Genomic DNA, 24,496 nt, shown 5'->3' with positions numbered 1-24,496 from the left:
TAACGATGAAATATGTTAGTATTCGCAAAAAACTACTGTTCACACTCTTAAGCATTTCTTCTTTATTTAGTATTGCTCTTATTGTTATTCTTTCATTCGCTATGAACCAAGCAAGCGAAATTGAAACGTTAAAAAATGATGTATCAAAACGAGCAACAATTTTAAAAGAACGTGGTGATTGGTTCCAAGCACAAGTTGCCGGTTTACAAGAATATTTACTGTCACATGATCAAAAAGGATTGGATAAATTCAACCGAGAAGGAAAAAAACTTGCTGATACTAGAGAGAAAGTAACAAGTGATAAAAAACTCCCAGAAGGAATGAAAGAAGCGATTTTAATGGGAGCAAAATGGCGAAGCGTCATAGATAATGAAGCCCTCCCTCTCGCTCGCGAAGGAAAATGGGACGAAGCATCCAAAATCGCTTTAGCTCAAACCGATTATGTAAACGATCTTTTAAGCCGTTTTACTAAATATGCAAATGAAGAAAATGATAAACGTGACGCATTAATTGCTGACGTAGAGTCTTCTTCATCTCTTATTCAATATATTATTTTCTTCTCTCTCATTACATGTACGTTAACATCTATTTTATTAGCATGGTGGTTCTCTGGTAAACTCGTTAAACCGATACGACAAATTGATGAGAAATTAAAAGAATTAGCCTCTCAAGATGGCGATTTAACTGCTAGATTACACGTAACGAGTAAAGATGAAATTGGTGATATCGCCAATTCCTTTAATCAAATGCTCGCTAACTTACAACGTATCATAAAACAAGTGCAACAAACATCAACAAGTGTAAAAGAAGCATCTGAAAATGTGTTTATCGAAACCACTGCTTCTATGGAAAATACAGCAAAAACCGAAGAAACTATGAATGCTCTTGAGTATAATATTCGTTCACAAGTTTCAAGTATCGAAGAAAGTTCAACTGCAATGGACGATATGACAACGAGTGTTCAGCGTATTGCTGAATCTGCCTCTTCTGTTGCTAGCCTAGCTGTTACAACTTCAGAAAAAGCAGATAGTGGGAATAAAGTCATTGAGAAATCTATTACACAAATGCATACCATTAACGAAGCTGTTAACGCTACATCACAAGTAGTAGAGCGACTCATTACACATACAAATCATATTGATACTGCACTTCAATCCATTTCTAATATCGCGGAACAAACGAATTTACTCGCTTTAAATGCTTCCATTGAAGCAGCTCGTGCTGGCGAACATGGAAAAGGATTCGCCGTTGTTGCCGATGAAGTACGAAAACTTGCTGAACAATCTCAGCTAGCAGCAACTGACATTAACCATTTACTTCATCAAATTCAAGCAGATACAAAAATAGCAAATGAAATGATGACACAAGGTCAGTCAGAGGCCTCAGAAGGAATTACAGTCATTCGTACCGCTGGATCTTCATTCTCGGAAATTGTTAACCACATTAACAAAGTCTCTACACAAATGCAAGAAATGTCTGCAACTGCTGAAGAAATGGCCGCAAGTTCTGAAGAAATGAACGCTTCACTTAATAATATCGCTTCTATTTCAAATGAAGTTGCCGCCGAAACATCACAAACAGCAACTTCAGCTGGTGACCAAGTAAATAAAATGAGTGTCGTTGCTAAAAAAGCTTCTGAAATGAAAACGACCGTACAAGAACTTGAAGTTCTCGTTTCTCATTTCAAAACAAACGTTTAAAGCGAAATTTTCATTTATACTTCTATGATATCCAAATTATTAAAAAGAGAGATTTACAGTCTCTCTTTTTTCACCTTAAAATATCTCTTTCTATCTCCCATTCCGTCTGCTATAATTCCTAAAGGAAAGAAGAAAGCTTTGTTCCAGATGGAGTAAAGCTTTCTTTCAATTTTTTAAATTTATTAATTCTAATACTAAGATTTCACAAAGGAGGCTTTTTATCATATGAATTTTATTAGCATTCGAAAAAAACTTATGTTCATGATGGGAACGATTTGTGCTTTATTTGGCATCGCCTTAGCTTTTATTTTATTTTTTGCTATTGACCAATCTCGTAAAGCTGAAGCTTTACAAAAAGAAATTTCTCCCCTTGCAACAGAATTGAAAGAACGTGGAGACGCTTATCAAGTACAACTTTCTGCTTTAAGAGGTTATTTATTACAACATGATCAAGTCGAATTAGACAAGTTTAATGAGATGAGTAAACGTCTGGAGGATTCAAAGGATAAACTTCTTTCTAATCCAAATATTTCTCAATCCGTGAAAGATACAATGGAATCAGGATCCACTTGGAGAAAATTTATTGAAGAAAAAGTTTTCACTCTTGCAAAAGAACAAAAATGGGAAGAAGCTCTACAAGTAGCTTATGCAGAAAATGGTACCGTTTATAAAGTAATTGGTGACTTCACAAATTATAGTAATGAACAAGCCAAGTTACGTGATCAATCTATCAAAAAAATTGATCAATCTTCACTACAAATTGAATATGTTATCTTCTTATCACTTGTTATTTGTATTATCGTAGCTATCATTCTTGCATGGTGGTTCTCTGGTAAACTTGTAAAACCAATTCAACAAATTGATAGTAAGCTAAAAGAATTATCATCTCAAGAAGGTGACTTAACAGCTCGCCTACAAGTAAATAGTAATGATGAAATTGGTACGATCGCAACATCATTTAATAAAATGTTAGAAAACCTACAACATATTATCAATCGTGTTCAAAAAACATCCGTAGAAGTACAAAACGCTTCTGAAAATATGCTAGAAAAGACGAATATATCACGCGAGGCAACAATAAGAGTTCAAAGCTCGATGTCTAGCTTAAATGCAAATATTCAATCGCAAGCCTCTAGTATGGAAGAAAGCTCAACTGCAATGGACGATATGACAGTAAGCGTTCAGCGTATTGCTGAATCTGCTTCATCTGTAACTGAACTTGCTGTAACTACATCTGAACAGGCTAACGATGGAAGTTCAGTTATTCAAAAATCTGTTTCACAAATGACAACGATACACGACGCGGTAAATGCTACGTCAGAAGTGGTCGAACGTCTAATCACCCACACGAAATATATTGATACAGCTGTTCAATCTATTTCTAATATCGCAGAACAAACAAACTTACTTGCTTTAAATGCATCTATCGAAGCAGCTCGTGCTGGCGAACAAGGAAAAGGTTTCGCTGTCGTAGCTGACGAAGTTCGAAAACTTGCTGAACAATCTAAAACAGCGGCAACAGATATTAACCAACTACTACATCAAATTCAACAAGACACTGAAACTGCGAGCTCTATGATGTCCCAAGGCCGTTCGGAAGCATTTGAAGGCATTCATGTCATTCGTGAAGCTGGCAATTCTTTCACAACGATTGTGGAACAAGTAAATAAAGTATCTACTCAAATGCAAGACATCTCAGCAACTGCTGAAGAAATGGCTGCAAGCGCTGAAGAAATGAACGCTTCACTGAATAACATCGCTTCTATTTCAACTGAAGTATCTAGTGAAACAGCAGCAACAGCACAATCTGCTGAGCAAAAGGTCATTACTATGAATGAGATGACTGTAACTGCTAGACAAATGAAACAAACAGTTGAAGAATTAGATCAACTCGTATCTCATTTCAAAACTGAATAGCTTTCAAAAAACATTCCTCTTTTAAGAGGAATATTTTTTTTGAGCTCATTCCCTGCATATTATATATATATCCGTTATAATGAGAATCGATATCATTAATATGTAGGGGGTGCTACACATGTCACAACAAGCATTTGAAGAAAAGTTATATGCAAACTTAGAAGCTGTTATTGACCCTGAACTAGGTGTTGATATTGTTAATCTTGGATTAGTTTATGACGTTACAGCAGATGAAAATAATAATGCTGTCATTACGATGACGATGACTTCTATCGGTTGTCCAATGGCTGGGCAAATTGTATCAGACGTAAAAAAAGTATTATCAACGAACGTACCTGAAGTCAATGAAATAGAAGTAAATGTCGTTTGGAATCCGCCCTGGTCTAAAGAACGCATGTCACGTATGGCGAAAATCGCATTAGGTATTCGTGACTAAATAAAGTGAAACTTTAATCAGTGGGGGTTTTGTTCATCCCCCACTGATTATTAGCCCTCACCAATCGGGCTTTTACGGGCAGCCCGACCCCCACCTAACTTCTTTGCTTCCGCTGAATTTTGAGGTGGGGGTCTTACTGCCCGTTAATTCGGGATAAAGAAAGACCTGACATCCTAGTCAGGTCTATTCTCTTATTATTTTACGCCTACTGCATCATAAGCTTTCGTTACAGCTTGTACAGCTTTAGAGTTTTTACCATATAAATCTTCAGCTGACTGCAGAGCAGCTTGACGCATCATCTTAAAGTCAGAGTTTGCAGTTAAATATTTCGTAAGAGCACGGTAATAAATTTTTTCTGTCGCTTCACGGCCTACTCCAGTTACTTTCACACCGTAATGCTCTCCGCCATCAGATACTAAATATGCAGCTTTATTGTTAATACTACTGTTAATATGAACGCCGCCATTATCAGCTGTTCCAGTGTAGCGTTTATTGTAATGATCTGGGTAACCTTCACCTGGTTTTAATGGATTTGGAATAGATGCTGGATCTTTCAGAGAACGAAGTGCATCACCAGGTTTTCCAGGTGTATAAATGTCAGCACCTAAATCCCAGCTCTTCTTCTCAACCATAACACCCATAATATCAGATAACGATTCATTTAACGCACCTGACTCATTTTTATAAACAAGATTTGCTGTATGTTCAGTTACAGCATGCGTTAATTCGTGACCGATAACATCTAATCCAGCAGATAATGGAATGAATGTTGTACCATCTCCATCACCGTACATCATTTGAATACCGTTCCAAGCTGCGTTATTCCAGTTTTCACCTACGTGAACAGAAGAAATAAGCTTCGCACCTTTATCATCGAAAGAGTTACGATTAAATGTCTTTTTGTAGTAATCATATACTTTCCCTGCATTTACATGTGCATCAACCGCTGCTTTGTCATCAAAGAATTTATTTTTACTTTCTACCTCAATACCTGTATGTCCGAACCATTGTGAGAATATATTAAATAAGTTTTCATCCATATTCTCTGCATCAAATGTATGAACACCTTGTCCTCGTTTACCATCAAACAAGTTGAACGCTCCTGTTTTCTCATCTTGAGCAATTTCAAATGATTGTCTATCGCCTAATACTCCGTAACCAAATCCTGTAATGTGATCTACAGCATTATATTTCTCAATCACATTCCCATTCGTTGCATCAACAAAATAATGCCAATATCCTGGAGCTGGTTTTGAAATCGATGCCTTAACTAAATAGGCAAGATAGTAGTTTCCATCTTTTTCATACACAAATAAATCTTTTTTCACACCATCATAATTCTTTACTTGGCCAACTTCTTTCTCAATATCTGCCTTTGCAATCGTTTCTGCTTGTTCCGCACTAATGCTTGCAGATGCAGGAATATTTTTATCATCTAAATTCGGAATAACTTGTCCGAAGAATGCTTTCACATTATTCTCTTTATCAAGCGTAACAGTTTGATCTGAACCATACACAGGAATGTTATTATGTTTTTCAACTAGCTTCACGTGTGTTGTGCCAGATTCAGCATCTTTTTCTTCCCCAACGACATTGAAATGTTTATCAATATTTCCTGCTAATTTAAACATATCTTTCTTACTCTCTAAATATTGAAAGACCGTCTCTTTTTTATCTAGTCCTTCCGGTGCTTTCCATTCTTCACCTATGTATGCAGGTGTTTTAAACTCTTGATGATATTGAATTTTTTGTTCTTCCGCTTTCGTTGTCGTTGCTCCAAATGTTCCAAATCCCCCGGCTATAACAGTTAACGCTAATGCTGATGAAATGACTTGCTTTTTCACTATAACATTCCCCATTCCCATAAAGATTTTTGACACTTTTATACAATTCTTATTTTCCGGACTAATACCTTTATCTAAATATTGAGAAAGTTTTTTCTGACAATTTCACTCAAAAAAAGAGGACATCCATTCGATGTCCTCTTTTCCATAAACGTTCTATTGTCTTTTCAATTCGATTGCTAAATAGTGTGATTTCTCTTTCGCTTCAATATGTATATCCTCTTCTATCGCTTCTACTGCATCACGCATAACAAGCTTTTCACCATTTATTACACTACTTCCTTCAACTTGTACAAGGTACAATTGACGACCTTCTTTCACAGGAAAATGAATTTCTTTTCCAGTATCTAACGATAAAGAATATAAATTCGCATCTTGGTGAATACGAATTGGTGCCTCTCCTTCTACTGGAGATACCATATGGAACCATTCATTTTCACGCTTACTCCAATCAAATGTAAACTCACCATAGTTTGGTTTATGATCCGCACGATCTGGTAAAATCCAAATTTGTAATAACCGTAGTGTTTCATTTCCTAAATTATGCTCGCTATGAAATACACCTGTGCCAGCACTCATATATTGAACATGTCCTCGCTCAATTGTTCCGCGGTTCCCCATGCTATCCTCATGTGTTAAAGCACCATCTACAACGTACGAAATGATTTCCATATCGCGGTGCGGATGCATATCAAAACCAGTTTGTGCCGCTACTAGGTCATCATTAATTACACGCAATGCTCCAAAGTTCATGTTATTCGGGTTATAGTAATTCGCAAAGGAAAAATGAAAATGTGTATTTAACCAACCGTGATTTGCTCTTCCCATATTTTTATGATCAACTTTTCTAAACATATCCTTCACCTCATATTATCTCGAATTCAAGATTTATTTCAAAAATTTTTCTCACTGTAATTTTTTTAGTAATTTTAATAATTGATGTTGTTCTTCTACATTTAAATTTTGAAACTGCTCCGCTTGGAACGTTTCTTGAGGCGGGACGATTTCTTCATATAAAGCTTTTCCCTTTTCTGTTAAAGAAATATATTTTGTAGTACCTTCTTGTTCACGATGAATCCACTCCAGCTGCTCCATTTTATTTAATAGCTGCGTGATATTTCCCTTCGTAACAAATAGTTTATTTCCGAGCTCTTGCTGCGTTAGACGATTATGTCCTCCAACTTGAGCTAGCACATCAAACTGAGCGGCAGATACATTCCATTCTTTCAAATGCTGATTCGTCTCACGAATACTTTTGTTATAAAAACGTGATAAACGAAACCATAATAGTAACCCGAGTCTATCTTCTGTTTTCATTCTATCACCTCGCTCATTTCATACCATTAGTTTAGAACTAAACTTTATAAAAGTCAATCGCTTACTTTTAGTAATCAATAAAGAAAGCACAGTGCCATTTCTCCACTATGCTTTACATTAACTTTCTATTTTTATATTCATCTAACTTCCTCTCCGCGAACTTTCTCGCATCTTTCTCAATCCATCTATCTTCGTACAATTCACTTCCAACATACAATACTTCCCTCTTATGCTGCATCGCATGGCGAAATTCATGCAGTAGTGTTTTGAGCACTTGCTCATACTCTTCCCACATACAAACAAAAATTAATTGTTTTTCTTTATGATAAAAACCACCTACTGGGAATAAGAATTCCTCTTCTTCTTCTCCTAATGATAGAAGCACATGATTCGCATCACACGTATCACAAAAAATAACTGGCGTTTTACATACTTCAATCAGTGAAAACAAATCATCTCTAAGCCTTTTGACATCCCAAGGAAGCTCCGAATCCAACACATACCAATTCTCCACCTGTTGATATACATTTTGAAACTGGAGTTCCATTTTTCTATAATCCCCTTTCCAAACTCCCTTTCCCTATATGTATGCCACAATATGGTAAATATTAAACCTACTCTTTCCCATTTCGAAAAATGACAATAAAAAAAGAATCTATGTCAGCATAGATTCTTCTTACGTAATCACTTTTTTTTCATCACTTTTTTTAATGCAAAGTAACCAATTGCACAAACAATAGCTGCAAGTGCAAAGTATTTCACATATGGCCCAGCTACTTTATTAATACTTTCCCACTCTGTTCCTAATTTAAAACCTAAATATACAAATACAATTGACCACGGAATAACAGCTAATGTAGTTAGCGTAATAAACTTAGCATGTGACATTTTTGCAATCCCTGCTGGTATCGAAATAGCATGACGCACAACAGGAATAAAACGCGCTGTAAAAATAACACCAGTTCCGTAACGATTAAACCACGCTTCAGCATAATCAATATGTTTCTTCTGAATTAAAATATACTTTCCATATCGCTCAAGAACAGGTCTTCCTCCGTATCGACCGATCCAATAAATGAATAGTTGCGCGATTACACCACCAATTGTACCGAACGCGACAGCGCCCCAAAATGTAATGCTTCCTGTTGATACTAAATAACCTGCATAAGATAATACGATCTCACTTGGGATAACCTCTAGCATTAATCCAAGCATAATTCCCCAATAACCAAGTCCTTCTAGAAAAACTAAAACGGAATGAATCAACTCTCCTAACATTATGTACCTCTCTTTACTGTTTTCATTGCAAAAAATAAAAGTACAAGCAGGAAATATCTTGTACTTTTATTTTTTAAAATTAGCTAGTCTTCGTATCCCATTTAAAGATTTTATTTAAAAATTTATATACATTCTTTGACTCTTTCGTCAGAAGTGGACCTAAGATGGATAGTATAAGCACGTATAGTGCCGAGAATGGTTTCAAGACTGACATTAAACCACCGGCGATTCCGATATTGGCCATAATGATGGAGAATTCTCCTCTTGAAACGATTGTTAATCCAATATTTGTTGACGCTTTATGAGATAATCCAGCTTGTCGCCCTGCAATCATTCCTGCAACAAAGTTACCGATGATTGTAAGAAGGACAGCACCTAACGTTAACCATATCGCTCCGCCTAATGAAAACGGATCAATGCTTAATCCGAAACTGAAGAAGAAAATAGCTCCGAAAAAGTCTCTAAATGGAACAACGAGATGCTCAATTCTGTCACTATGCTCTGTCTCAGAGAAAACTAATCCTAAAAGAAGTGCTCCAATTGCTTCAGCAACGTGAATTGTTTCTGAGAAACCTGCAATAAAGAATAACGAAGCAAATACTACAATAATGAAAATTTCATCCGAACTAATATTGAGCAATTTATTTAATAAGGGCGTCGCTTTTCTAGCTACAATAAAGAATAGAAGCATGTATCCTAAAGCAATCCCAATTGAAGTAAGAGCACCTAGGAAGGAAGCATGATCCCCTAGAACTAAACCAGAGACAACTGATAAATATACAGCAAGGAATATATCTTCAAACATAATAATTCCTAAAATTAATTCGGTTTCATTATTACCAGTTCTTCTTAAATCCACTAACACTTTAGCAACGATAGCACTAGAAGAAATCGTAATAATACCCGCAATAATTAAGATTTCTAGTAAAGGGAATCCCATTATAAACCCGTATAATAATCCAAGTGAAAAGTTAATTAAAATATAGATTGTTCCGCCAATCGCAATGGAACGTCCAGATTTAATTAGTTTTTTCATCGAAAACTCTAGTCCTAGGTAGAACAGAAGGAACAGAACGCCAATCCGTCCAAGGAAGGAAATGACACTCGCACTTTCAATAAATTTGAGATCGATAACACCTATTGTCGGTGCATGCGGTCCTACTAACATTCCAAGAACAATTAGAAAAGGAATTACTGAGAATTTAAACTTTCCAGCAATTACCGCCGCAATTGCTACTAAAACTAAAGCTGTACCAACTTCAAAAATTAACGTATCCATCTAGTCAGTCCCCCTATTCGAAAGTAACTCATTAATAATTTTTTTAATTTCTTCTCTCTCACCTGAAACTACAAGCATATCGCCTTCTTCAATTACCGTTTCTGGTCCTGGATTGAATAGCTTTTTCATATTCTTTTTCATAACTGCAATAATCGTTACGCTATATGTTTTTCTTATTTCAAGGTCGCCAATTGTTTTTCCGATTGCCGGAGCTGCATTCTCCACTTTAAACCACTCAATTGCTAAACCTTCAAAGACCATCTCAACATTTTCTAATGCTCTAGGTTTGTATACCATTCCACCTAATATTGCTGCAATTTGTCTCGCCTCTGAGTCACGTAATGAAATACTTGAGATACTTTCTTCATGATCTGAATCAAAATGATACATTTCTCTACGCCCATCATCATGAATGACAATCACCATCTTTTCGTTACCTTTCGTAACGATTTGAAACTTATAACCAATACCCGGAAGTTCACTTTCTCTAATATTCATATTTAGCTCCTCCATAACTTCTTTATTTTAATTTTCTGTTTTTCTGTCTTTTGTTCATCCAATCAATTTTAGAAATTCTAACCATTCAGGATACCTATGACTTGGAAATCTTTTATTATAATAATAAGTGGTTCCTAAAAAGATACTTAAAGATGTAATGATAAAAAATATATTACTTCTCATTTTCAAACTCTTAAGGCTTATATTCAATAAAGATTCTTCTTTCAAATTATCCCCTCTTTCTCGTTTTACATTTAGTTTTTTAAAATGTAAATAATTCTAAAAATATTACGATGTAACATAATCATAACACAAAATACGTTTATGTAACATAATTTTTTAGAAAAATTGATTCTCGTATATTTTTTGCATATAATTTTCTTATTACGGAAAAAAGGAAGTGTATTATATGGTTGATATCTTTAGCAGATTCCTTGAGGTAACGAATAATATTTTATGGTCATATATTCTTATTGCAATGCTAATCGGCTTCGGTCTTTATTTCTCTTTCAAATTAAAATTCGTCCAAATTACTCATTTCGGTGAGATGGTCAGTTTAATTAGTAAAGGGTTTAATCGAAAAGAAAAAAAGAAAGATAGCATCTCTCCATTCCAAGCATTTTGCTTAAGTGCAGCGGCACGTATCGGTATCGGAAACTTAGCTGGTGTAGCATTGGCCATTTCAATGGGTGGACCCGGTGCAATATTTTGGATGTGGTTTATCGCAATTATCGGAGCAGCTACTAGTTTCGTAGAATGTACGCTCGCGCAAATTTATAAAGTAAAAGATGGAAGCAGGTTCCGTGGTGGACCAGCATATTACATGGAAAAAGGATTAAACAAACGTTGGATGGGTGTTTGGTTTTCACTTCTTATTACAGTTGCGTACGGATTAATTTTCAATTCTGTACAAGCAAATACAGTAACAATAGCGTTTGAAAATGCTTTTGGACTAGAGCGAACGATCGTAGGAGCTCTATTAGCTTTATTAGTTGCAGTTATTATTTTTGGTGGTATCAAGAGCATTTCACGTATTACAGAAATGATCGTTCCGCCAATGGCGATCATTTATATTGGTGTGGCTATTTTTGTCGTAATTAACAACTTCAATATGTTACCAAGCATTTTTACAGAAATATTTAACAGCGCATTCGGTTTAGACCAAGCTATCGCTGGTGGTATTGGAGCAGCAATCAAATTCGGAATTCAGCGCGGTTTATTCGCGACAGAAGCAGGTATGGGTAGCTCCCCTAACGCAGCAGCAACATCAGATGTATCTCACCCTGTAAAACAAGGACTTGTTCAAGCATTAGGTGTTTTCGTAGATACATTCTTAGTATGTACATCAACAGCGTTTATCGTATTATGTTCTGGACTTTACAAAGGATCGAATTTAGAAGGTATTGAATTAACACAACAAGCACTAAGTTCACAAATTGGACCGTGGGCAAGTACCTTCTTAGCGATTATCATTTTCCTATTCGCTTTCAGTTCTTTACTAGGAAACTACTATTATGGTGAAACAAACATCGCATTCATTAAAGAAAGCAAAACATGGTTACTGATTTATCGTGTTGCAGTTGTCGGAATGGTGTTCTTCGGATCTATCGCTGCCCTTCAAACAGTTTGGAGTTTAGCTGATTTCTTTATGGGACTAATGGTATTCACAAACTTAATTGCCATCTCATTCCTTAGCAAGTTTGCATACGCAGCTTTAGTAGACTATATAAAGCAAAAGAAACAAGGAAAAGATCCTGTCTTCGTTGCAAGTTCTATCCCTGGCTTACAGAATACAGAGTGTTGGGATGGACAGGATATAGAAGAGAAACAAAAGGCTGTATAATAATTAAAAGCGGAGGTGACTTGCTCAGAACAGGAGAGCATTGGAGCTCCTGACGAAGAGGCGCTTTTTGCCTCACAGGAAGGCGCGAAATGACCGACTGCTCTAGTCACCGGAGCTGGATATCATTTAAAGCAAAAGCGGCTCGTTTAGAATCGCAGGGTACTTCAAGCTCTCGACCTTGAAGCGCTTTTTGCTTCGAGCGAGAGAGCGAAATGACCTGCGATTCTAGCCGCTGGAGCTGGATATCATTTAAAGCGAAAGCGGCTCGTTTAGAACAAGAGCTATATATCAAACAAAATCCCTATTACTCCACAGTAATAGGGATTTTTATTTATAACAATTCATAATTTGTTCAAATTAATTCCAGCAAAAGGGTTGATTTATACAAATTACTAGATTATAATAATTATAAATTAGTAATTGATATAACATAATAACTCAAAAGGAGATTGATCATAATGAACAAACAAGTAATCGAAGTATTAAACAAACAAGTAGCAGACTGGAGCATTTTATTCACAAAACTACACAACTTCCATTGGTACGTAAAAGGCCCTCAATTCTTCACATTACACGAGAAATTCGAAGAACTTTACACAGAATCAGCTACTCACATCGACGAAATTGCAGAACGCATTTTAGCAATTGGCGGCAAACCAGTAGCAACAATGAAAGAATACTTAGAACTATCTTCTATTCAAGAAGCAGCATATGGCGAAACTGCAGAAGGAATGGTTGAAGCAATCATGAAAGACTACGAAATGATGCTAGTCGAACTGAAAAAAGGCATGGAAATCGCTCAAAACTCTGATGACGAAATGACATCTGACCTACTACTAGGCATCTACACAGAACTAGAAAAACACGCTTGGATGCTACGCGCGTTCTTGAATCAATAATATATTTAAAAGCGAAGGTGACTTGCTCAGAACAAGAGGGCATTGGAGCTCCTGACGAAGAGGCGCTTTTTGCCTCACAGGAAGGCGCGAAATGACCGACTGTTCTAGTCACCGGAGCTGGATATCATTTAAAGCAAAAGCGGCTCGTTCAGAACAGGAGGGTGTTGGAACTCCTGATTACGAGGCGCTTTTTGCCTCGAATGAAGGAGTGAAACAACCGACTGTTCTAGCCGCTGGAGCTGGATATCATTTAAAAGCGAAGGTAGCTTGCTCAGAATGTGAGGGGGATGGAGCTTTTGACGTAGAGGCGCTCTTTGCCTCGCAGGAAAAAGCGAAGCCACCGAACATTCTAGCTACCGGAGCTGGATATTATGTAAAAGCAAAAGCGGCTCGTTCAGAGTCGCTTTTTTCTATGGGTTTAATCGCGCATATCAGTACATGAAATTTATATCAGCGATTTTTGCATTATATCGGCGATTCTATTAAATATATCAGCGATTTTCCCGATATATCGGCGATTCCATCAAATATATCAGCGATTTTTCCAATATATCGACTTACCGACAAAACACGACAATATTAGCACCCTCTCCTCTACTTTTATCAATATATTACAATCCCTTTTATGTTAAAATATAGGTAACACCCTTTAGTAAAATAGATCCAAAAAAGCTTTTCCATATTCATCATTTACTACTTAAATGGCGGGAGTGGTTCAGTTGAAAGACTACTTAATTAGAGCATTTTTTGCGTTAATAACAGTTGGGATTCTCTTACTTATAGCTAATATTTTCAATATACGTGTCGAGGTTAAAGACTATGCTTTCCTCGTTGTTGTAGCAATTGGTGGCGGCTGGGGTGGCTGGTACCTGTATAAAAAACAAAGTAATCAAAGTGATAAAGGCATTCCAAAGTAATACGGAATGTCTTCTTTTATTGCCGTCTATAATAAATAATAAAATTTAAACCGCTAATACAGCCAATTGCAATAAACATGCCAAAACTCTGTGCATCCCCAGCTAGATTATACTCATCAACGATAAACCCAGACATAAACAACGTTATCGCGGCAACACCGATACACAATATCGAAATAAACCAAAGCGAAAATTCATTAATTAGCTCTTTCTTCTGTGTTGAAACAATTAGCATAACAAGAATAGATGCTGCTAATATACTTTTAAAAACAGGACGTAAATACACAAACTCCTCCATCTATTTCTCCTTTTCCAAAAACATTATATCTTAACATTAATATATTTAACCAAATTAAAAACACATGCCTTTTCAAAGTAAAATGACATGTGTTTCCAAAAATATCTATAAAATTGTATTATGATAGCTGCTTCCACTTCGTTCCTAAAACAGGACGCTCATAATTTTGGATTGCATGAATTAGTTTATCTGCCGTCTCAGCTGAAACGATCAATTCTTTATTTGATGGATTCATAAATCCTTCTTCTGCTGCACGTTCAACCATTTGCAAAATTGGTCCATAAAAGCCTTTTATGTTCAATAAACCAACCGGCTTATTATGTATACCAATTTGTGACCAACATACTACTTCAAATAGCTCTTCAAACGTTCCGTATCCGCCTGGTAATGCAATAAAGGCATCCGCAAGCTCTGCCATTTTCGCTTTGCGCTCGTGCATCGTTTCTACTTCAATTAATTCTGTTAGCCCTGTATGAACAATTTCTCCTCGGAATAGACCACGCGGCATAACACCTGTTACACGCCCGCCTAAACGAAGAACTTCATTCGCTACTTCTCCCATTAATCCAACGCATGAACCACCGTATACAAGCTCATAATCGTTCTCAACAAACATTTTTCCTAACGCTATTGCCTGCTCTTTAAATTCTGGTCTCTCCCCTAAGTTGGAACCTGCAAACACACAAATCTTTCTCATTCCTACACCCCGAAACTATATATTGTTATGATACAATAAACATTGTACAACATATTGAAGGGATGAGGAAGAAATGGATATCGTCGCATTTCAAAGATGGGTTGAGGAATTTTACGAAAAACGAAGCTGGTCACAGTATAATTCCTTTATTCGCTTAAATTTCTTAACAGAGGAAGTTGGAGAAGTTTCACGCGTTGTTCGCGCAATCGAAATTGGCCGTGATCGTCCTGACGAAAAAGTGAAAACAGAAGAAGAACTAAAACAAGAGTTAAAAGAAGAACTTGGTGATGTACTATCTAATCTTATTATTCTTTCACAAAAATATGATTTAGATTTACAAGACATTATGGAGGCACACGTCACAAAGCTTTCGAAAAGGTTCGAAGTATCCAAATGAGAATATTATCAATTATGGTATAATATTCTTGTCACAATACTAAGGGGGATTTTATGTTATCTAAAAAATTGCACGACGCATTAAACAATCAAATGAACTTTGAATTTTACTCTGCCCATGCTTATATGGCAATGGCTGCTTACTGTACAGCTGAGAGCTATGATGGATTCGCTAACTTTTTCCTTGTACAAGCTGAAGAAGAACGTTTCCACGCAATGAAGCTTTACAACTACATTAATGACCGCGGTGAGCGCGCTATTATTACTGGATTTGATAATCCAAATAACAAATACGAATCTGTACTGAACGCTTTTGAAGTGGCACTTGAGCACGAGCGTGAAGTAACGAAGCGTATTTACAACTTATCTGATATCGCTTGGGATGAGCGTGAGCATGCAACAATTACATTCTTAAAATGGTTCGTCGATGAGCAAGTAGAAGAAGAATCTTCATTCGATAGCATCATCCAAAAATTAAAACGTATTACAAGCGATTCAAACGCATTATTTATGCTAGACGCTGAATTAGAGAAACGTACATTTACGCCTCCAGCTGAATAGTATTTCAATCACCTTAATGAATGTATTAAGGTGATTTTTTATTTTCTCTTTAGCTTAAAATCACCTTAAATTTCCTCGTATTTGACATAGTGCCAACTATAAAATGGTATTATTTTCAATATAAAATAATATAAAAGGAGAGAAAAAATGAATCAACGTGTAGAAGTTGTTGATGCAATGCGTGGTTTTGCTTTATTTGGTATTTTACTTGTGAATATAACATTAATTCAATTCGGGTTCTTCGCTAATGAAAAACCATCCTATATATTTGGCGGACTCGATAAAGGGGCTAATTGGTTTATTCAATTTTTTGGCACACAAAATTTCATTTCTTTATTCTCTTTTTTATTTGGTCTTAGCATTATTTTGTTACAAAAAAGCATTGTCGCAAAAGGAAAAAAGTTTTCCCCTACATATTTACGTCGTATTCTTATTCTTTTACTACTAGGTTTTATTCACGGCGTGCTCATTTGGTCCGGGGATATTTTATTCTCATATGGCCTCATCGGGATTTTCTTACTGATGTTTATAAACAGAAAGCCAAAAACATTATTAATTTGGGCAACTATTCTACTCGCACTCCTTACACTTATGACTTATTCAACTGACCCAAATACAAATGTTACTGATTTTGCTCCTTATATTGAAAAAGAACATAAAGTTCATGAGACTGGAAGCTATATGGATCATGTCAACTTTAGGTTAACTGAAAATCCTTTCGAATATATAGGCATTGACGGTTTCTTCGGATTAACCTTTATAACACTTTTCACACTCATTTTCCTATCTCCACTCTTCTTAATCGGTATGTACGTAGGAAAAAAAGGATGGTTATTTGAGATTGATAAGCATATCTCTGCTGTCAAAAAGGTCTGGATTCTTACTGGTATTTTCTCTTTTACAATCAAAACTTCAGCTATGTTCGTTAAACATCCTATTTTACTTATGTTACAAGACGGCCTTACACCAGTAACCATGACCTTCTTTTACGGAAGCACAATTATTTTATTATTCCATTACAAAAAAGCAACCCGTCTACTAACATATATGGCCAATATGGGAAAAATGTCGGTTAGTAATTACTTAGCCCAGTCTATTATCACAACAACAATTTTTTACGCATACGGCTTTGGCTTATTCGGTAAAATAGGATATTTCTTCGGTATTCTTTTAACGATTGGAATCTATACAATTCAATTATTTGTTAGCACATATTGGCTGCGAAAATATCGAATGGGTCCTGTTGAGTATATATGGAGGCTTGGAACTTATTTGGAGAAACCACAATTTAAAAGACACTTAGATAGAGCAAGTTAAATAAAAAAGCAATGAGCCTACGCTCATTGCTTTTCTTAATTTATTAAAGCATAACCCCAACGATAATCGCTGATAATATACTTACTAACGTTGCACCGTATACAAGTTTTAATCCGAATGAAGATACAACGTTTGCTTGTTTGCCATCGATACTCTTCGTTGCACCTGCGATAATTCCGATTGATGAGAAATTTGCAAATGATACAAGGAAGATAGATAAAATACCTACTGTACGAGCTGATAAATCACCAGCTACTTTTCCAAGATCAAGCATTGCAACGAATTCGTTCGTTACTAATTTCGTAGCCATAATTTGTCCTGCTGTTAGCATCTCTGATGTTGGAATACCCATTACGAATGCTAATGGTGAGAAGACATATCCTAAAATGCTTTGGAATGTGATTCCGAAAATTGAATCGAATACACCGTTAATTGCTGTAATTAATGCTACGAAACCGATTAACATCGCCGCTACTGTTACAGCGATAGAGAAACCAAGCATAATATATTCGCCTAACATTTCAAAGAATGTTTGTTTTTTATCTTCTTGTAATTCTAAAATATCGTCTTCTTCTTTCACTTCATATGGATTAATAATATGAACGATAATGAATCCACTGAATAAGTTTAATACAAGTGCTGTTACTACATATTTTGGATCAATCATTTTCATGTAAGAACCGACGATTGACATCGATACTGTTGACATGGAAGATGCACAAAGTGTGTATAAACGATTTTTCGGTAATTTGCTTAGTTGATCTTTTACTGTAATGAATACTTCACCTTGACCAACAATTGCAGCTGCTACTGCATTATATGATTCTAGTTTTCCTAAGCCGTTAATTTTACTTAATAGGAAACCGACTGCACGAATGATAATCGGTAATACTTTAATGTGTTGTAAGATCCCGATTAATACTGCTAAGAAAATAATTGGTAATAATACTGTTAAGAAGAATGGTGCTTGTCCATCATTTGCTAGACCACCAAATACGAAATTAACCCCTGCTTCCGCAAATTTTAAAATAGCTCCAAACCCATCTGCAATCCCTTTTACTAATACAAATCCGACCTTTGTATTTAGTAAGAAATACGCAAGTACCAATTGAATGACAAGCATAAGTGCAATTGGTTTATATTTAATTTTCTTACGATCTGAACTGATAAGGAACCCTAGTACAAATACTACAAGTAAACCGACTAGAAACATTACGATCTTCATATGTGAATCCTCCACTTCTCCCACGAGTTATTGGTCGTATAACGAATGACGTCTGACCATTGATGTTAAAAAAATTTAAAACCCCTAAATATTATTCAACTGTTTTCTAAAATCAGTAAGCGTTTACATAAATTGCAATTTATAAAAGGTAGCTTCTTCTCTCCTACCATACTTGAAAGTCTGAAATTGATACCACCTACAAATCAAATTGTAAGCGTTATCTAATCGAAATGCAATATAAATTTAAAAAGATTTTTATATGTTAATATATTCCTAACTAATTGGTTTTTTCATGCAAATTTACCATAAAAAATAGCCCTAGCTATAAGCTAGGGCCATTTTTATTTATAACATAACACCAACGATAATCGCTGATAGAATACTTACTAATGTCGCACCGTACACAAGACGTAGACCGAATGATGATACAACATTTGATTGGTTTTCATCGATACCTTTCGTTGCACCTGCGATAATTCCGATTGATGAGAAGTTCGCAAATGATACAAGGAATACAGAAAGAATACCAACTGTACGAGCTGATAAATCACCAGCTACTTTTCCAAGATCCAGCATCGCAACAAATTCGTTTGATACTAATTTTGTTGCCATAATTTGTCCCGCTGTTACCATCTCTGCTTGCGGGATACCCATTACGAATGCTAATGGTGAGAAAACGTATCCTAAAATAGCTTGGAATGTAATACCGAACATTGAATCAAACAAGCTATTAATTGCTGTAATTAATGCTACGAAACCAAGTAACATTGCCGCTACTGTAATCGCGATTGTAAAGCCAAGCATAATGTATTCACTTAGCATTTCAAAGAATGACTGTTTTTTCTTATTTTCTAATTTCAGTGTATCTTCTTCTTCTGTAATATCGTACGGGTTGATAATATGGATAATAATGAAACCACTAAATAAATTTAATACAAGTGCTGTTACTACATATTTCGGTTCAATCATTTTCATATAAGAACCTACGATTGACATTGATACTGTCGACATGGAAGATGCACATAATGTATATAAACGATGTTTTGGGATTTTACTTAATTGATCTTTTACTGTAATAAATACTTCCGCTTGCCCAACAATGGCAGCTGCTACTGCGTTATATGATTCTAGTTTTCCTAGACCATTTACTTTACTTAGCGCAGTACCAATAGCACGAATAAATATCGGTAAAATTTTAAAGTGTTGCAGAATTCCGATTAAAACGGCAAAGAATACGATTGGTAATAACGCTGTTAAGAAGAATGAAACCTCTCCTTTATTAACAAGACCGCCAAATACGAAAACGATTCCAGCTTCCGCATATCCAAGAAGCGCGCCAAATCCATCTGAAATTCCTTTTACTAAAATATAACCAACTTGCGTGTTTAATAAGAAATAACTTAACGCTAGCTGAATAACAAGCATAATTGCGATTGGTTTATACTTAATCTTCTTTCGATCGGCACTTATAAGAAAACCGAGTACAAATACAACGAGCAATCCTACAAGAAACATAACAAACTTCATTAATAAAATCCTCCATTTAACTCTTCATTAACGTTGAACGTCTGACCACTTGAAATAAGAAATAATCCGAACTTTCCATTTCTCCTCTAAAACCTTCAATCGGATAGGAAAGATCATAAAACCTCTTGTTTCAAAGGCATTTTCCATTCTAACATAAATCACAACTCATATCCGCACTTTTCTTTAAAAAATTACATTTTATTATAAAATGTCCATGAATGTTCGTCTTTTACATTATATAGCGAAACTTTAATCAGTATCATCCCCACTGATTATTAGCCCGTATCAATCGAGAGTTTTACTGTTCACAAATAGCAGGATAAAACAAAAAAATGAGCATCAAGTTTCACTTGATGCTCACCTCATTATACTGCTTTTTCTTTATCAGCTACTGCTGGCTTATCCCAGCACTCTGTATTGTTCAAACCTGGAATAGACTCCGCATAGAATACTGGATCTTTTCCTTGTTTCTTTTGCTTAACGTAATCTGATAATGCCGCGAAAGCATACTTAGAAAGGAATACGATCGCAACTAAGTTAATAACAGCCATAATCCCCATAAATAAATCTGCTAAATCCCAAACGATTTGAATTGTTGCTACAGATCCTAAAACAACCATACCAAGTACAGCAATACGGTATGCATTTAATAACACTTTACTTCCATTTAAGAATTCAATATTCGTTTCACCATAGTAGTAGTTACCTACTAATGAACTAAATGCAAACAAGAAGATTGCAACTGCTACAAATATAGAAGCCCACGGTCCGATATGTTGACTTAATGCTTGTTGCGTTAATTGAATTCCGTTTAAATCAGCCGCTCCAGGCACATCTGATAATAAAATGATAAATGCTGTACAACTACAAATTAATAATGTATCTGTAAATACCCCTAAAGTTTGAATGAAACCTTGTTTAACTGGGTGCGTTACGTTTGCAGTCGCAGCTGCGTTCGGCGCACTACCCATACCTGCTTCATTTGAGAATAATCCGCGCTTTACCCCTAGTAAAATCGCAGCTCCTAATCCCCCACCTACTACTTCTTTAATTCCGAAAGCATGTAAGAAAATCTCTTTAAATACATACGGAATTGCCGTAATGTTTGTTACAACAACGAATAATGCTACTGCTACATATATAATTGCCATTACTGGAACAATCATTTCAACCGCACGTGCAATACGTTTTACTCCGCCGAAGATAATGATTGCAAGTAAACCAGCCATAAACAGACCTACAAACTTACCATCTGTGTTAAATGCTCCATCAAAAGCCGCCGCTACTGTGTTTGACTGCACGGCGTTGAAAATTAATCCGAAACTAACTGTTATTAGAACAGAGAAGACAACTCCTAGCCAGCGTTTCTTTAAACCCTTTTCCATATAATACGCTGGACCACCACGGAATGCATTCCCATCTTTTACTTTATAAATTTGCGCTAATGTGCTCTCTACAAATGCAGAAGCACCCCCAATTACCGCAATTAACCACATCCAAAATACCGCTCCTGGTCCACCTGCTGAGATTGCGATAGCTACACCAGCTAAGTTACCAGTACCTACACGAGAGGCTGTACTCATACAAAAAGCTTGGAACGATGATACACCGCTCTTCTCTTTTTGAGCTTTCCTCGTTTTCGAACTTGCCCCATCCCCAAGCAATCGAATCATTTCACCGAAGTAACGAACTTGGACAAATTTCACACGAAATGAAAAGTAAAGCCCTAACCCAATTAACATCGCAATAATGACATATGACCAAAGGACATTATTTACATCCCCAATTACCTTAGCTAAAAAATCCATAATTGCATTGCCCCCTCTTCCTAACAATAAGAAAATTATATTCTAAAAACTTTTAGTAATCAAGAACTTTATGTTAGGTTTTATAACATGAACACGTTAAGCTTCTTAACATATATGTTTTTTTACGTAAAAATATAACCAGTACATGCATTTATCCACTACTCAATCACTCATCCCATTCGACCGGTCATACTTTTAAGACAGTGCGTTCTCTACAAATAACGAGAATAATGAACAAACAAAATTATATTAATAATTCCCTCTCACCCTTTTCATCATTTACTACAACAAAAAAGACGAGCATCGAATTTATCTCGACGCTCGCCTTTTCATTACACTGCTTTTTCTTTATCCGTTACCGTTGACTTACCCCAACACTCTGTATTCGTTAAACCAGGAATAGAATCTGCACTGAAGACTGGATCTTTCCCTTGTTTCTTTTGCCTTACATAGTCTGCCAAAGCAGCATATGCAAATCGGCCAAGAAGTGTAATCGCGATTAAGTTTGTGATTACCATTAGTCCCATAAATAAATCCGCCATATTCCATACAACTTGAAGTGTAGCAACAGAACCGAATAATACCATTCCCACTACCGCAATACGGTAAATCGTTAACCAAGTTTTACTTTGTTTAATGAATTCAATGTTCGTTTCACCATAATAGTAGTTTCCTAGAAGTGAACTGAAAGCGAATAAGAAAATAATAATCGCCAAGAAGCTACTTGCCCACGAACCAATTTGTGAACTTAACGCAACTTGCGTTAATTCAATACCCTCTAAATTTGTTGCTTTATATGCACCAGAACATAGTACGATAAATGCTGTTGATGTACATACTAAAAATGTATCTACTAATACTCCAATTGTTTGAATAAATCCTTGTTTCGCTGGATGTGTTACATCCGCTGTTGCTGCCGCATTCGGTGCACTACCCATACCTGCTTCATTCGCAAACAATCCACGCTGAATACCATATTTCATCGCAGCACCAATACCGCCACCTACAGCTGAATCTAAACCGAATGCACCTTTAAAGATTTCTGTAAACATGTCCGGTATTAAATAATAATTTTTAATAACAACGAAAACTGCTACTGCAATATAAATAAGTGCCATTGGCGGAACGATCATTTCAGACATACGCGCGATACTTTTCACGCCACCAAAAATAATAACCGCAACTAATACTGCTAATACAATCCCAACAACGTAACGCTCAATACCAAAAGCGTTTTTAAATGCTAATGTAACTGTATTTGCTTGTACGGAGTTGAAAATTAATCCGTAACTAATTGTAATAAGGATAGAGAACCAAATTCCCATCCAACGTTTATTTAAACCTTTTTCCATATAATAAGCAGGACCACCACGGAAGCCACTGCCATCTTTTATTTTATAAATTTGTGCAAGCGTACTTTCCACGAAACTTGAAGACGCTCCGACAATCGCAATAACCCACATCCAAAATACCGCTCCAGGTCCTCCCATAGAAATAGCTAACGCTACACCGGCTAAGTTCCCGATTCCAATACGAGCTGCTGAACTCATACAGAACGCTTGGAAAGAAGATACACTACCTTTTTTACGCGTCTTTCCAGTTAATCCATCACTCATTAGTCGAACCATTTCCCCTAAATGAGTAATTTGTACGAATTTCAATTTAATAGAAAAATAAAGACCTAAACCAATTAACATTGCAATAAGAATATATGACCAAAGAATTGTATTCGTTGATGAAACAAATTGCTCTAAAATATTCATACAATTAACCCCCTCCTTTTCTCCATAAAACGAATTATATTTAAAAAACATTTAAAAATCAACATTTTTCGACAATTTGCAATTTCCAAATATTAGCCAGACACGAAGTAACAATATTTTTATGACTCTCCTCCCTCTAACTGTGCATACTAAAATAAAAAGTAAATCTACAAACTACCCCATTGACAAAAATACCAACCTGTAACTATAATGATTACATCAGGTTGTAACAGACCTTATTACAACAAATTCATTTACTTTCAGATATACACTTTAACAAAACACTTTGGAGGGATTTATTATGAAAATCGGAATCATCGGAGCAACTGGTAAAGCAGGAAGTCGTATTTTAAAAGAAGCATTAGATCGCGGACATGAAGTAACTGCAATCGTAAGAAACGCTGCAAAAATTACAGAAGAAAATATAAAAGTTTTAGAGAAAGATGTATTCGCTCTTACATCTAATGACCTACAAGCATTTGATGTAGTTGTAAATGCATTCGGCGCTCCAGCAGGAGAAGAACATCTTCACGTAGATGCAGGAAACGTACTAATTGAAGCTATGAAAGGTGCACCTAACACAAAATTACTTGTAGTTGGCGGCGCTGGAAGCTTATTTGTAGACGAAGAGAAAACAACGCGTGTATTTGATACGCCAGGTTTCCCAAATGAATACCTTGCAACAGCTCAAAACCAAGGTAAAAACTTAGAAATTCTGCAACAAACAAACGATATTACCTGGACATTCATCAGCCCTTCTGCACTATTCGCATTAGGAAAACGTACTGGTTCTTATACAGCTGGACAAGACAATCTTCTTGTTAACGCAAAAGGTGATAGCTACGTAAGTTACGAAGACTTCGCAGTTGCAGCACTTGATGAAATCGAAAATCCAAAACACGTAAACGAACGCTTCACAGTAGTTTCTGAAGCTGAGTAATAAAAAAACGCGCATAGGTACAATATCTATGCGCGT

The 24,496-nt window shown here is 36.0% G+C and carries 24 protein-coding genes; 11 read left to right on the top strand and 13 right to left on the bottom strand.

Going from position 1 to position 24,496, the window contains the following annotated elements:
- Positions 1 to 5 precede the first annotated feature (5 nt).
- The 3 genes from QCI46_RS02110 (at position 6) to QCI46_RS02100 (ending at position 4,053) form a co-directional block, all read left to right on the top strand.
- The gene (locus tag QCI46_RS02110; RefSeq protein ID WP_353839493.1) at positions 6 to 1,700 is read left to right on the top strand and encodes a methyl-accepting chemotaxis protein; all 1,695 of its coding nucleotides are present in this window, start codon (positions 6 to 8) and stop codon (positions 1,698 to 1,700) included.
- 225 nt (positions 1,701 to 1,925) lie between these two features.
- Positions 1,926 to 3,617: a methyl-accepting chemotaxis protein gene (locus tag QCI46_RS02105; RefSeq protein ID WP_353839492.1), complete on the top strand. Its 1,692-nt coding sequence runs from the start codon at positions 1,926 to 1,928 to the stop codon at positions 3,615 to 3,617.
- Positions 3,618 to 3,735: 118 nt separating this feature from the next.
- Positions 3,736 to 4,053, top strand: coding sequence for a metal-sulfur cluster assembly factor (locus tag QCI46_RS02100; protein ID WP_000082523.1), 318 nt, complete (start codon positions 3,736 to 3,738; stop codon positions 4,051 to 4,053).
- Positions 4,054 to 4,247: 194 nt separating this feature from the next.
- Here QCI46_RS02100 and nprB read toward each other — a convergent pair whose 3' ends face one another.
- The 7 genes from nprB to QCI46_RS02065 all read right to left on the bottom strand — a co-directional run bounded on the left by nprB (position 4,248) and on the right by QCI46_RS02065 (position 10,269).
- Positions 4,248 to 5,897: a neutral protease NprB gene (gene nprB, locus QCI46_RS02095; RefSeq protein ID WP_353839491.1), complete on the bottom strand. Its 1,650-nt coding sequence runs from the start codon at positions 5,895 to 5,897 to the stop codon at positions 4,248 to 4,250.
- A 156-nt stretch (positions 5,898 to 6,053) separates the two neighbouring features.
- The gene (locus QCI46_RS02090; RefSeq protein ID WP_353839490.1) at positions 6,054 to 6,752 is read right to left on the bottom strand and encodes a pirin family protein; all 699 of its coding nucleotides are present in this window, start codon (positions 6,750 to 6,752) and stop codon (positions 6,054 to 6,056) included.
- Between the two features lie 51 nt (positions 6,753 to 6,803).
- Positions 6,804 to 7,214 (bottom strand): MarR family winged helix-turn-helix transcriptional regulator, encoded by a 411-nt coding sequence (locus QCI46_RS02085; RefSeq protein ID WP_064469276.1) that lies wholly within the window; start codon positions 7,212 to 7,214, stop codon positions 6,804 to 6,806.
- A 112-nt stretch (positions 7,215 to 7,326) separates the two neighbouring features.
- On the bottom strand, positions 7,327 to 7,761 hold the full coding sequence (locus QCI46_RS02080; protein ID WP_046960033.1) for a DUF3920 family protein: 435 nt from the start codon (positions 7,759 to 7,761) through the stop codon (positions 7,327 to 7,329).
- A 137-nt stretch (positions 7,762 to 7,898) separates the two neighbouring features.
- Positions 7,899 to 8,492 carry an undecaprenyl phosphate transporter UptA gene (gene uptA, locus QCI46_RS02075; RefSeq protein ID WP_353839489.1) on the bottom strand — a complete coding sequence of 198 codons (594 nt, stop codon included), beginning with the start codon at positions 8,490 to 8,492 and terminating at the stop codon, positions 7,899 to 7,901.
- A 79-nt stretch (positions 8,493 to 8,571) separates the two neighbouring features.
- Positions 8,572 to 9,771: a cation:proton antiporter gene (locus QCI46_RS02070; RefSeq protein ID WP_000380224.1), complete on the bottom strand. Its 1,200-nt coding sequence runs from the start codon at positions 9,769 to 9,771 to the stop codon at positions 8,572 to 8,574.
- A complete protein-coding gene (locus QCI46_RS02065; RefSeq protein WP_001026069.1) occupies positions 9,772 to 10,269 on the bottom strand; it encodes a cation:proton antiporter regulatory subunit in 498 nt (165 codons plus the stop codon).
- A 409-nt stretch (positions 10,270 to 10,678) separates the two neighbouring features.
- On the opposite strand from QCI46_RS02065, the gene QCI46_RS02060 reads away from it, so the two are divergent.
- The 4 genes from QCI46_RS02060 (at position 10,679) to QCI46_RS02045 (ending at position 13,928) form a co-directional block, all read left to right on the top strand.
- Positions 10,679 to 12,112, top strand: coding sequence for an alanine/glycine:cation symporter family protein (locus tag QCI46_RS02060; protein ID WP_098076498.1), 1,434 nt, complete (start codon positions 10,679 to 10,681; stop codon positions 12,110 to 12,112).
- 458 nt (positions 12,113 to 12,570) lie between these two features.
- On the top strand, positions 12,571 to 13,011 hold the full coding sequence (locus QCI46_RS02055; protein WP_088080818.1) for a Dps family protein: 441 nt from the start codon (positions 12,571 to 12,573) through the stop codon (positions 13,009 to 13,011).
- Positions 13,012 to 13,102: 91 nt separating this feature from the next.
- Entirely contained in the window at positions 13,103 to 13,453 is a 351-nt protein-coding gene (locus QCI46_RS02050; RefSeq protein ID WP_353839488.1) for a hypothetical protein, read from the top strand.
- Positions 13,454 to 13,730: 277 nt separating this feature from the next.
- Positions 13,731 to 13,928: a hypothetical protein gene (locus tag QCI46_RS02045; protein ID WP_000656314.1), complete on the top strand. Its 198-nt coding sequence runs from the start codon at positions 13,731 to 13,733 to the stop codon at positions 13,926 to 13,928.
- 16 nt (positions 13,929 to 13,944) lie between these two features.
- Here QCI46_RS02045 and QCI46_RS02040 read toward each other — a convergent pair whose 3' ends face one another.
- Both QCI46_RS02040 and QCI46_RS02035 read right to left on the bottom strand, forming a co-directional pair.
- Positions 13,945 to 14,226, bottom strand: coding sequence for a hypothetical protein (locus QCI46_RS02040; RefSeq protein ID WP_098088797.1), 282 nt, complete (start codon positions 14,224 to 14,226; stop codon positions 13,945 to 13,947).
- Positions 14,227 to 14,344: 118 nt separating this feature from the next.
- Entirely contained in the window at positions 14,345 to 14,923 is a 579-nt protein-coding gene (locus tag QCI46_RS02035; RefSeq protein ID WP_046955625.1) for an LOG family protein, read from the bottom strand.
- A 73-nt stretch (positions 14,924 to 14,996) separates the two neighbouring features.
- Here QCI46_RS02035 and QCI46_RS02030 point away from each other — a divergent pair, with 73 nt between their 5' ends.
- From QCI46_RS02030 to QCI46_RS02020, 3 genes are all read left to right on the top strand, one after another.
- Positions 14,997 to 15,320, top strand: a complete 324-nt coding sequence (locus tag QCI46_RS02030; protein WP_000355764.1) for a MazG nucleotide pyrophosphohydrolase domain-containing protein — start codon at positions 14,997 to 14,999, stop codon at positions 15,318 to 15,320.
- Between the two features lie 53 nt (positions 15,321 to 15,373).
- On the top strand, positions 15,374 to 15,880 hold the full coding sequence (locus tag QCI46_RS02025; RefSeq protein WP_353839487.1) for a ferritin: 507 nt from the start codon (positions 15,374 to 15,376) through the stop codon (positions 15,878 to 15,880).
- 147 nt (positions 15,881 to 16,027) lie between these two features.
- On the top strand, positions 16,028 to 17,197 hold the full coding sequence (locus tag QCI46_RS02020) for a DUF418 domain-containing protein (RefSeq protein WP_327959556.1): 1,170 nt from the start codon (positions 16,028 to 16,030) through the stop codon (positions 17,195 to 17,197).
- A gap of 43 nt (positions 17,198 to 17,240) precedes the next feature.
- On the opposite strand, the gene QCI46_RS02015 is transcribed toward QCI46_RS02020, so the two are convergent.
- From QCI46_RS02015 to QCI46_RS02000, 4 genes are all read right to left on the bottom strand, one after another.
- A complete protein-coding gene (locus QCI46_RS02015) occupies positions 17,241 to 18,422 on the bottom strand; it encodes a NupC/NupG family nucleoside CNT transporter (RefSeq protein WP_000706847.1) in 1,182 nt (393 codons plus the stop codon).
- A 345-nt stretch (positions 18,423 to 18,767) separates the two neighbouring features.
- The gene (locus QCI46_RS02010) at positions 18,768 to 19,949 is read right to left on the bottom strand and encodes a NupC/NupG family nucleoside CNT transporter (protein WP_353839485.1); all 1,182 of its coding nucleotides are present in this window, start codon (positions 19,947 to 19,949) and stop codon (positions 18,768 to 18,770) included.
- A 365-nt stretch (positions 19,950 to 20,314) separates the two neighbouring features.
- On the bottom strand, positions 20,315 to 21,757 hold the full coding sequence (locus tag QCI46_RS02005) for an alanine/glycine:cation symporter family protein (protein ID WP_000346403.1): 1,443 nt from the start codon (positions 21,755 to 21,757) through the stop codon (positions 20,315 to 20,317).
- 332 nt (positions 21,758 to 22,089) lie between these two features.
- On the bottom strand, positions 22,090 to 23,520 hold the full coding sequence (locus tag QCI46_RS02000; RefSeq protein WP_353839484.1) for an alanine/glycine:cation symporter family protein: 1,431 nt from the start codon (positions 23,518 to 23,520) through the stop codon (positions 22,090 to 22,092).
- Between the two features lie 301 nt (positions 23,521 to 23,821).
- On the opposite strand from QCI46_RS02000, the gene QCI46_RS01995 reads away from it, so the two are divergent.
- On the top strand, positions 23,822 to 24,460 hold the full coding sequence (locus tag QCI46_RS01995; RefSeq protein WP_048542416.1) for an NAD(P)-dependent oxidoreductase: 639 nt from the start codon (positions 23,822 to 23,824) through the stop codon (positions 24,458 to 24,460).
- The last annotated feature ends 36 nt before the right edge of the window (positions 24,461 to 24,496 follow it).

This window comes from Bacillus cereus group sp. RP32 (assembly GCF_040459735.1).
Classification (GTDB): domain Bacteria; phylum Bacillota; class Bacilli; order Bacillales; family Bacillaceae_G; genus Bacillus_A; species Bacillus_A wiedmannii.
The sequence above is the reverse complement of the archived record's forward strand: the minus strand, read 5'-3'. Positions and strand labels throughout refer to the sequence as shown.

Bases quoted from the DNA above. Each gene is read 5' to 3' on its own strand.
- QCI46_RS02110 (WP_353839493.1), top strand. From the start codon at position 6: ATGAAATATGTTAGTATTCGCAAAAAACTACTGTTCACACTCTTAAGC.
- QCI46_RS02105 (WP_353839492.1), top strand. From the start codon at position 1,926: ATGAATTTTATTAGCATTCGAAAAAAACTTATGTTCATGATGGGAACG.
- QCI46_RS02100 (WP_000082523.1), top strand. From the start codon at position 3,736: ATGTCACAACAAGCATTTGAAGAAAAGTTATATGCAAACTTAGAAGCT.
- QCI46_RS02090 (WP_353839490.1), bottom strand. From the start codon at position 6,752: ATGTTTAGAAAAGTTGATCATAAAAATATGGGAAGAGCAAATCACGGT.
- QCI46_RS02085 (WP_064469276.1), bottom strand. From the start codon at position 7,214: ATGAAAACAGAAGATAGACTCGGGTTACTATTATGGTTTCGTTTATCA.
- QCI46_RS02080 (WP_046960033.1), bottom strand. From the start codon at position 7,761: ATGGAACTCCAGTTTCAAAATGTATATCAACAGGTGGAGAATTGGTAT.
- uptA (WP_353839489.1), bottom strand. From the start codon at position 8,492: ATGTTAGGAGAGTTGATTCATTCCGTTTTAGTTTTTCTAGAAGGACTT.
- QCI46_RS02070 (WP_000380224.1), bottom strand. From the start codon at position 9,771: ATGGATACGTTAATTTTTGAAGTTGGTACAGCTTTAGTTTTAGTAGCA.
- QCI46_RS02065 (WP_001026069.1), bottom strand. From the start codon at position 10,269: ATGAATATTAGAGAAAGTGAACTTCCGGGTATTGGTTATAAGTTTCAA.
- QCI46_RS02060 (WP_098076498.1), top strand. From the start codon at position 10,679: ATGGTTGATATCTTTAGCAGATTCCTTGAGGTAACGAATAATATTTTA.
- QCI46_RS02055 (WP_088080818.1), top strand. From the start codon at position 12,571: ATGAACAAACAAGTAATCGAAGTATTAAACAAACAAGTAGCAGACTGG.
- QCI46_RS02050 (WP_353839488.1), top strand. From the start codon at position 13,103: ATGACCGACTGTTCTAGTCACCGGAGCTGGATATCATTTAAAGCAAAA.
- QCI46_RS02040 (WP_098088797.1), bottom strand. From the start codon at position 14,226: ATGGAGGAGTTTGTGTATTTACGTCCTGTTTTTAAAAGTATATTAGCA.
- QCI46_RS02035 (WP_046955625.1), bottom strand. From the start codon at position 14,923: ATGAGAAAGATTTGTGTGTTTGCAGGTTCCAACTTAGGGGAGAGACCA.
- QCI46_RS02030 (WP_000355764.1), top strand. From the start codon at position 14,997: ATGGATATCGTCGCATTTCAAAGATGGGTTGAGGAATTTTACGAAAAA.
- QCI46_RS02025 (WP_353839487.1), top strand. From the start codon at position 15,374: ATGTTATCTAAAAAATTGCACGACGCATTAAACAATCAAATGAACTTT.
- QCI46_RS02020 (WP_327959556.1), top strand. From the start codon at position 16,028: ATGAATCAACGTGTAGAAGTTGTTGATGCAATGCGTGGTTTTGCTTTA.
- QCI46_RS02015 (WP_000706847.1), bottom strand. From the start codon at position 18,422: ATGAAGATCGTAATGTTTCTAGTCGGTTTACTTGTAGTATTTGTACTA.
- QCI46_RS02010 (WP_353839485.1), bottom strand. From the start codon at position 19,949: ATGAAGTTTGTTATGTTTCTTGTAGGATTGCTCGTTGTATTTGTACTC.
- QCI46_RS02005 (WP_000346403.1), bottom strand. From the start codon at position 21,757: ATGGATTTTTTAGCTAAGGTAATTGGGGATGTAAATAATGTCCTTTGG.
- QCI46_RS02000 (WP_353839484.1), bottom strand. From the start codon at position 23,520: ATGAATATTTTAGAGCAATTTGTTTCATCAACGAATACAATTCTTTGG.
- QCI46_RS01995 (WP_048542416.1), top strand. From the start codon at position 23,822: ATGAAAATCGGAATCATCGGAGCAACTGGTAAAGCAGGAAGTCGTATT.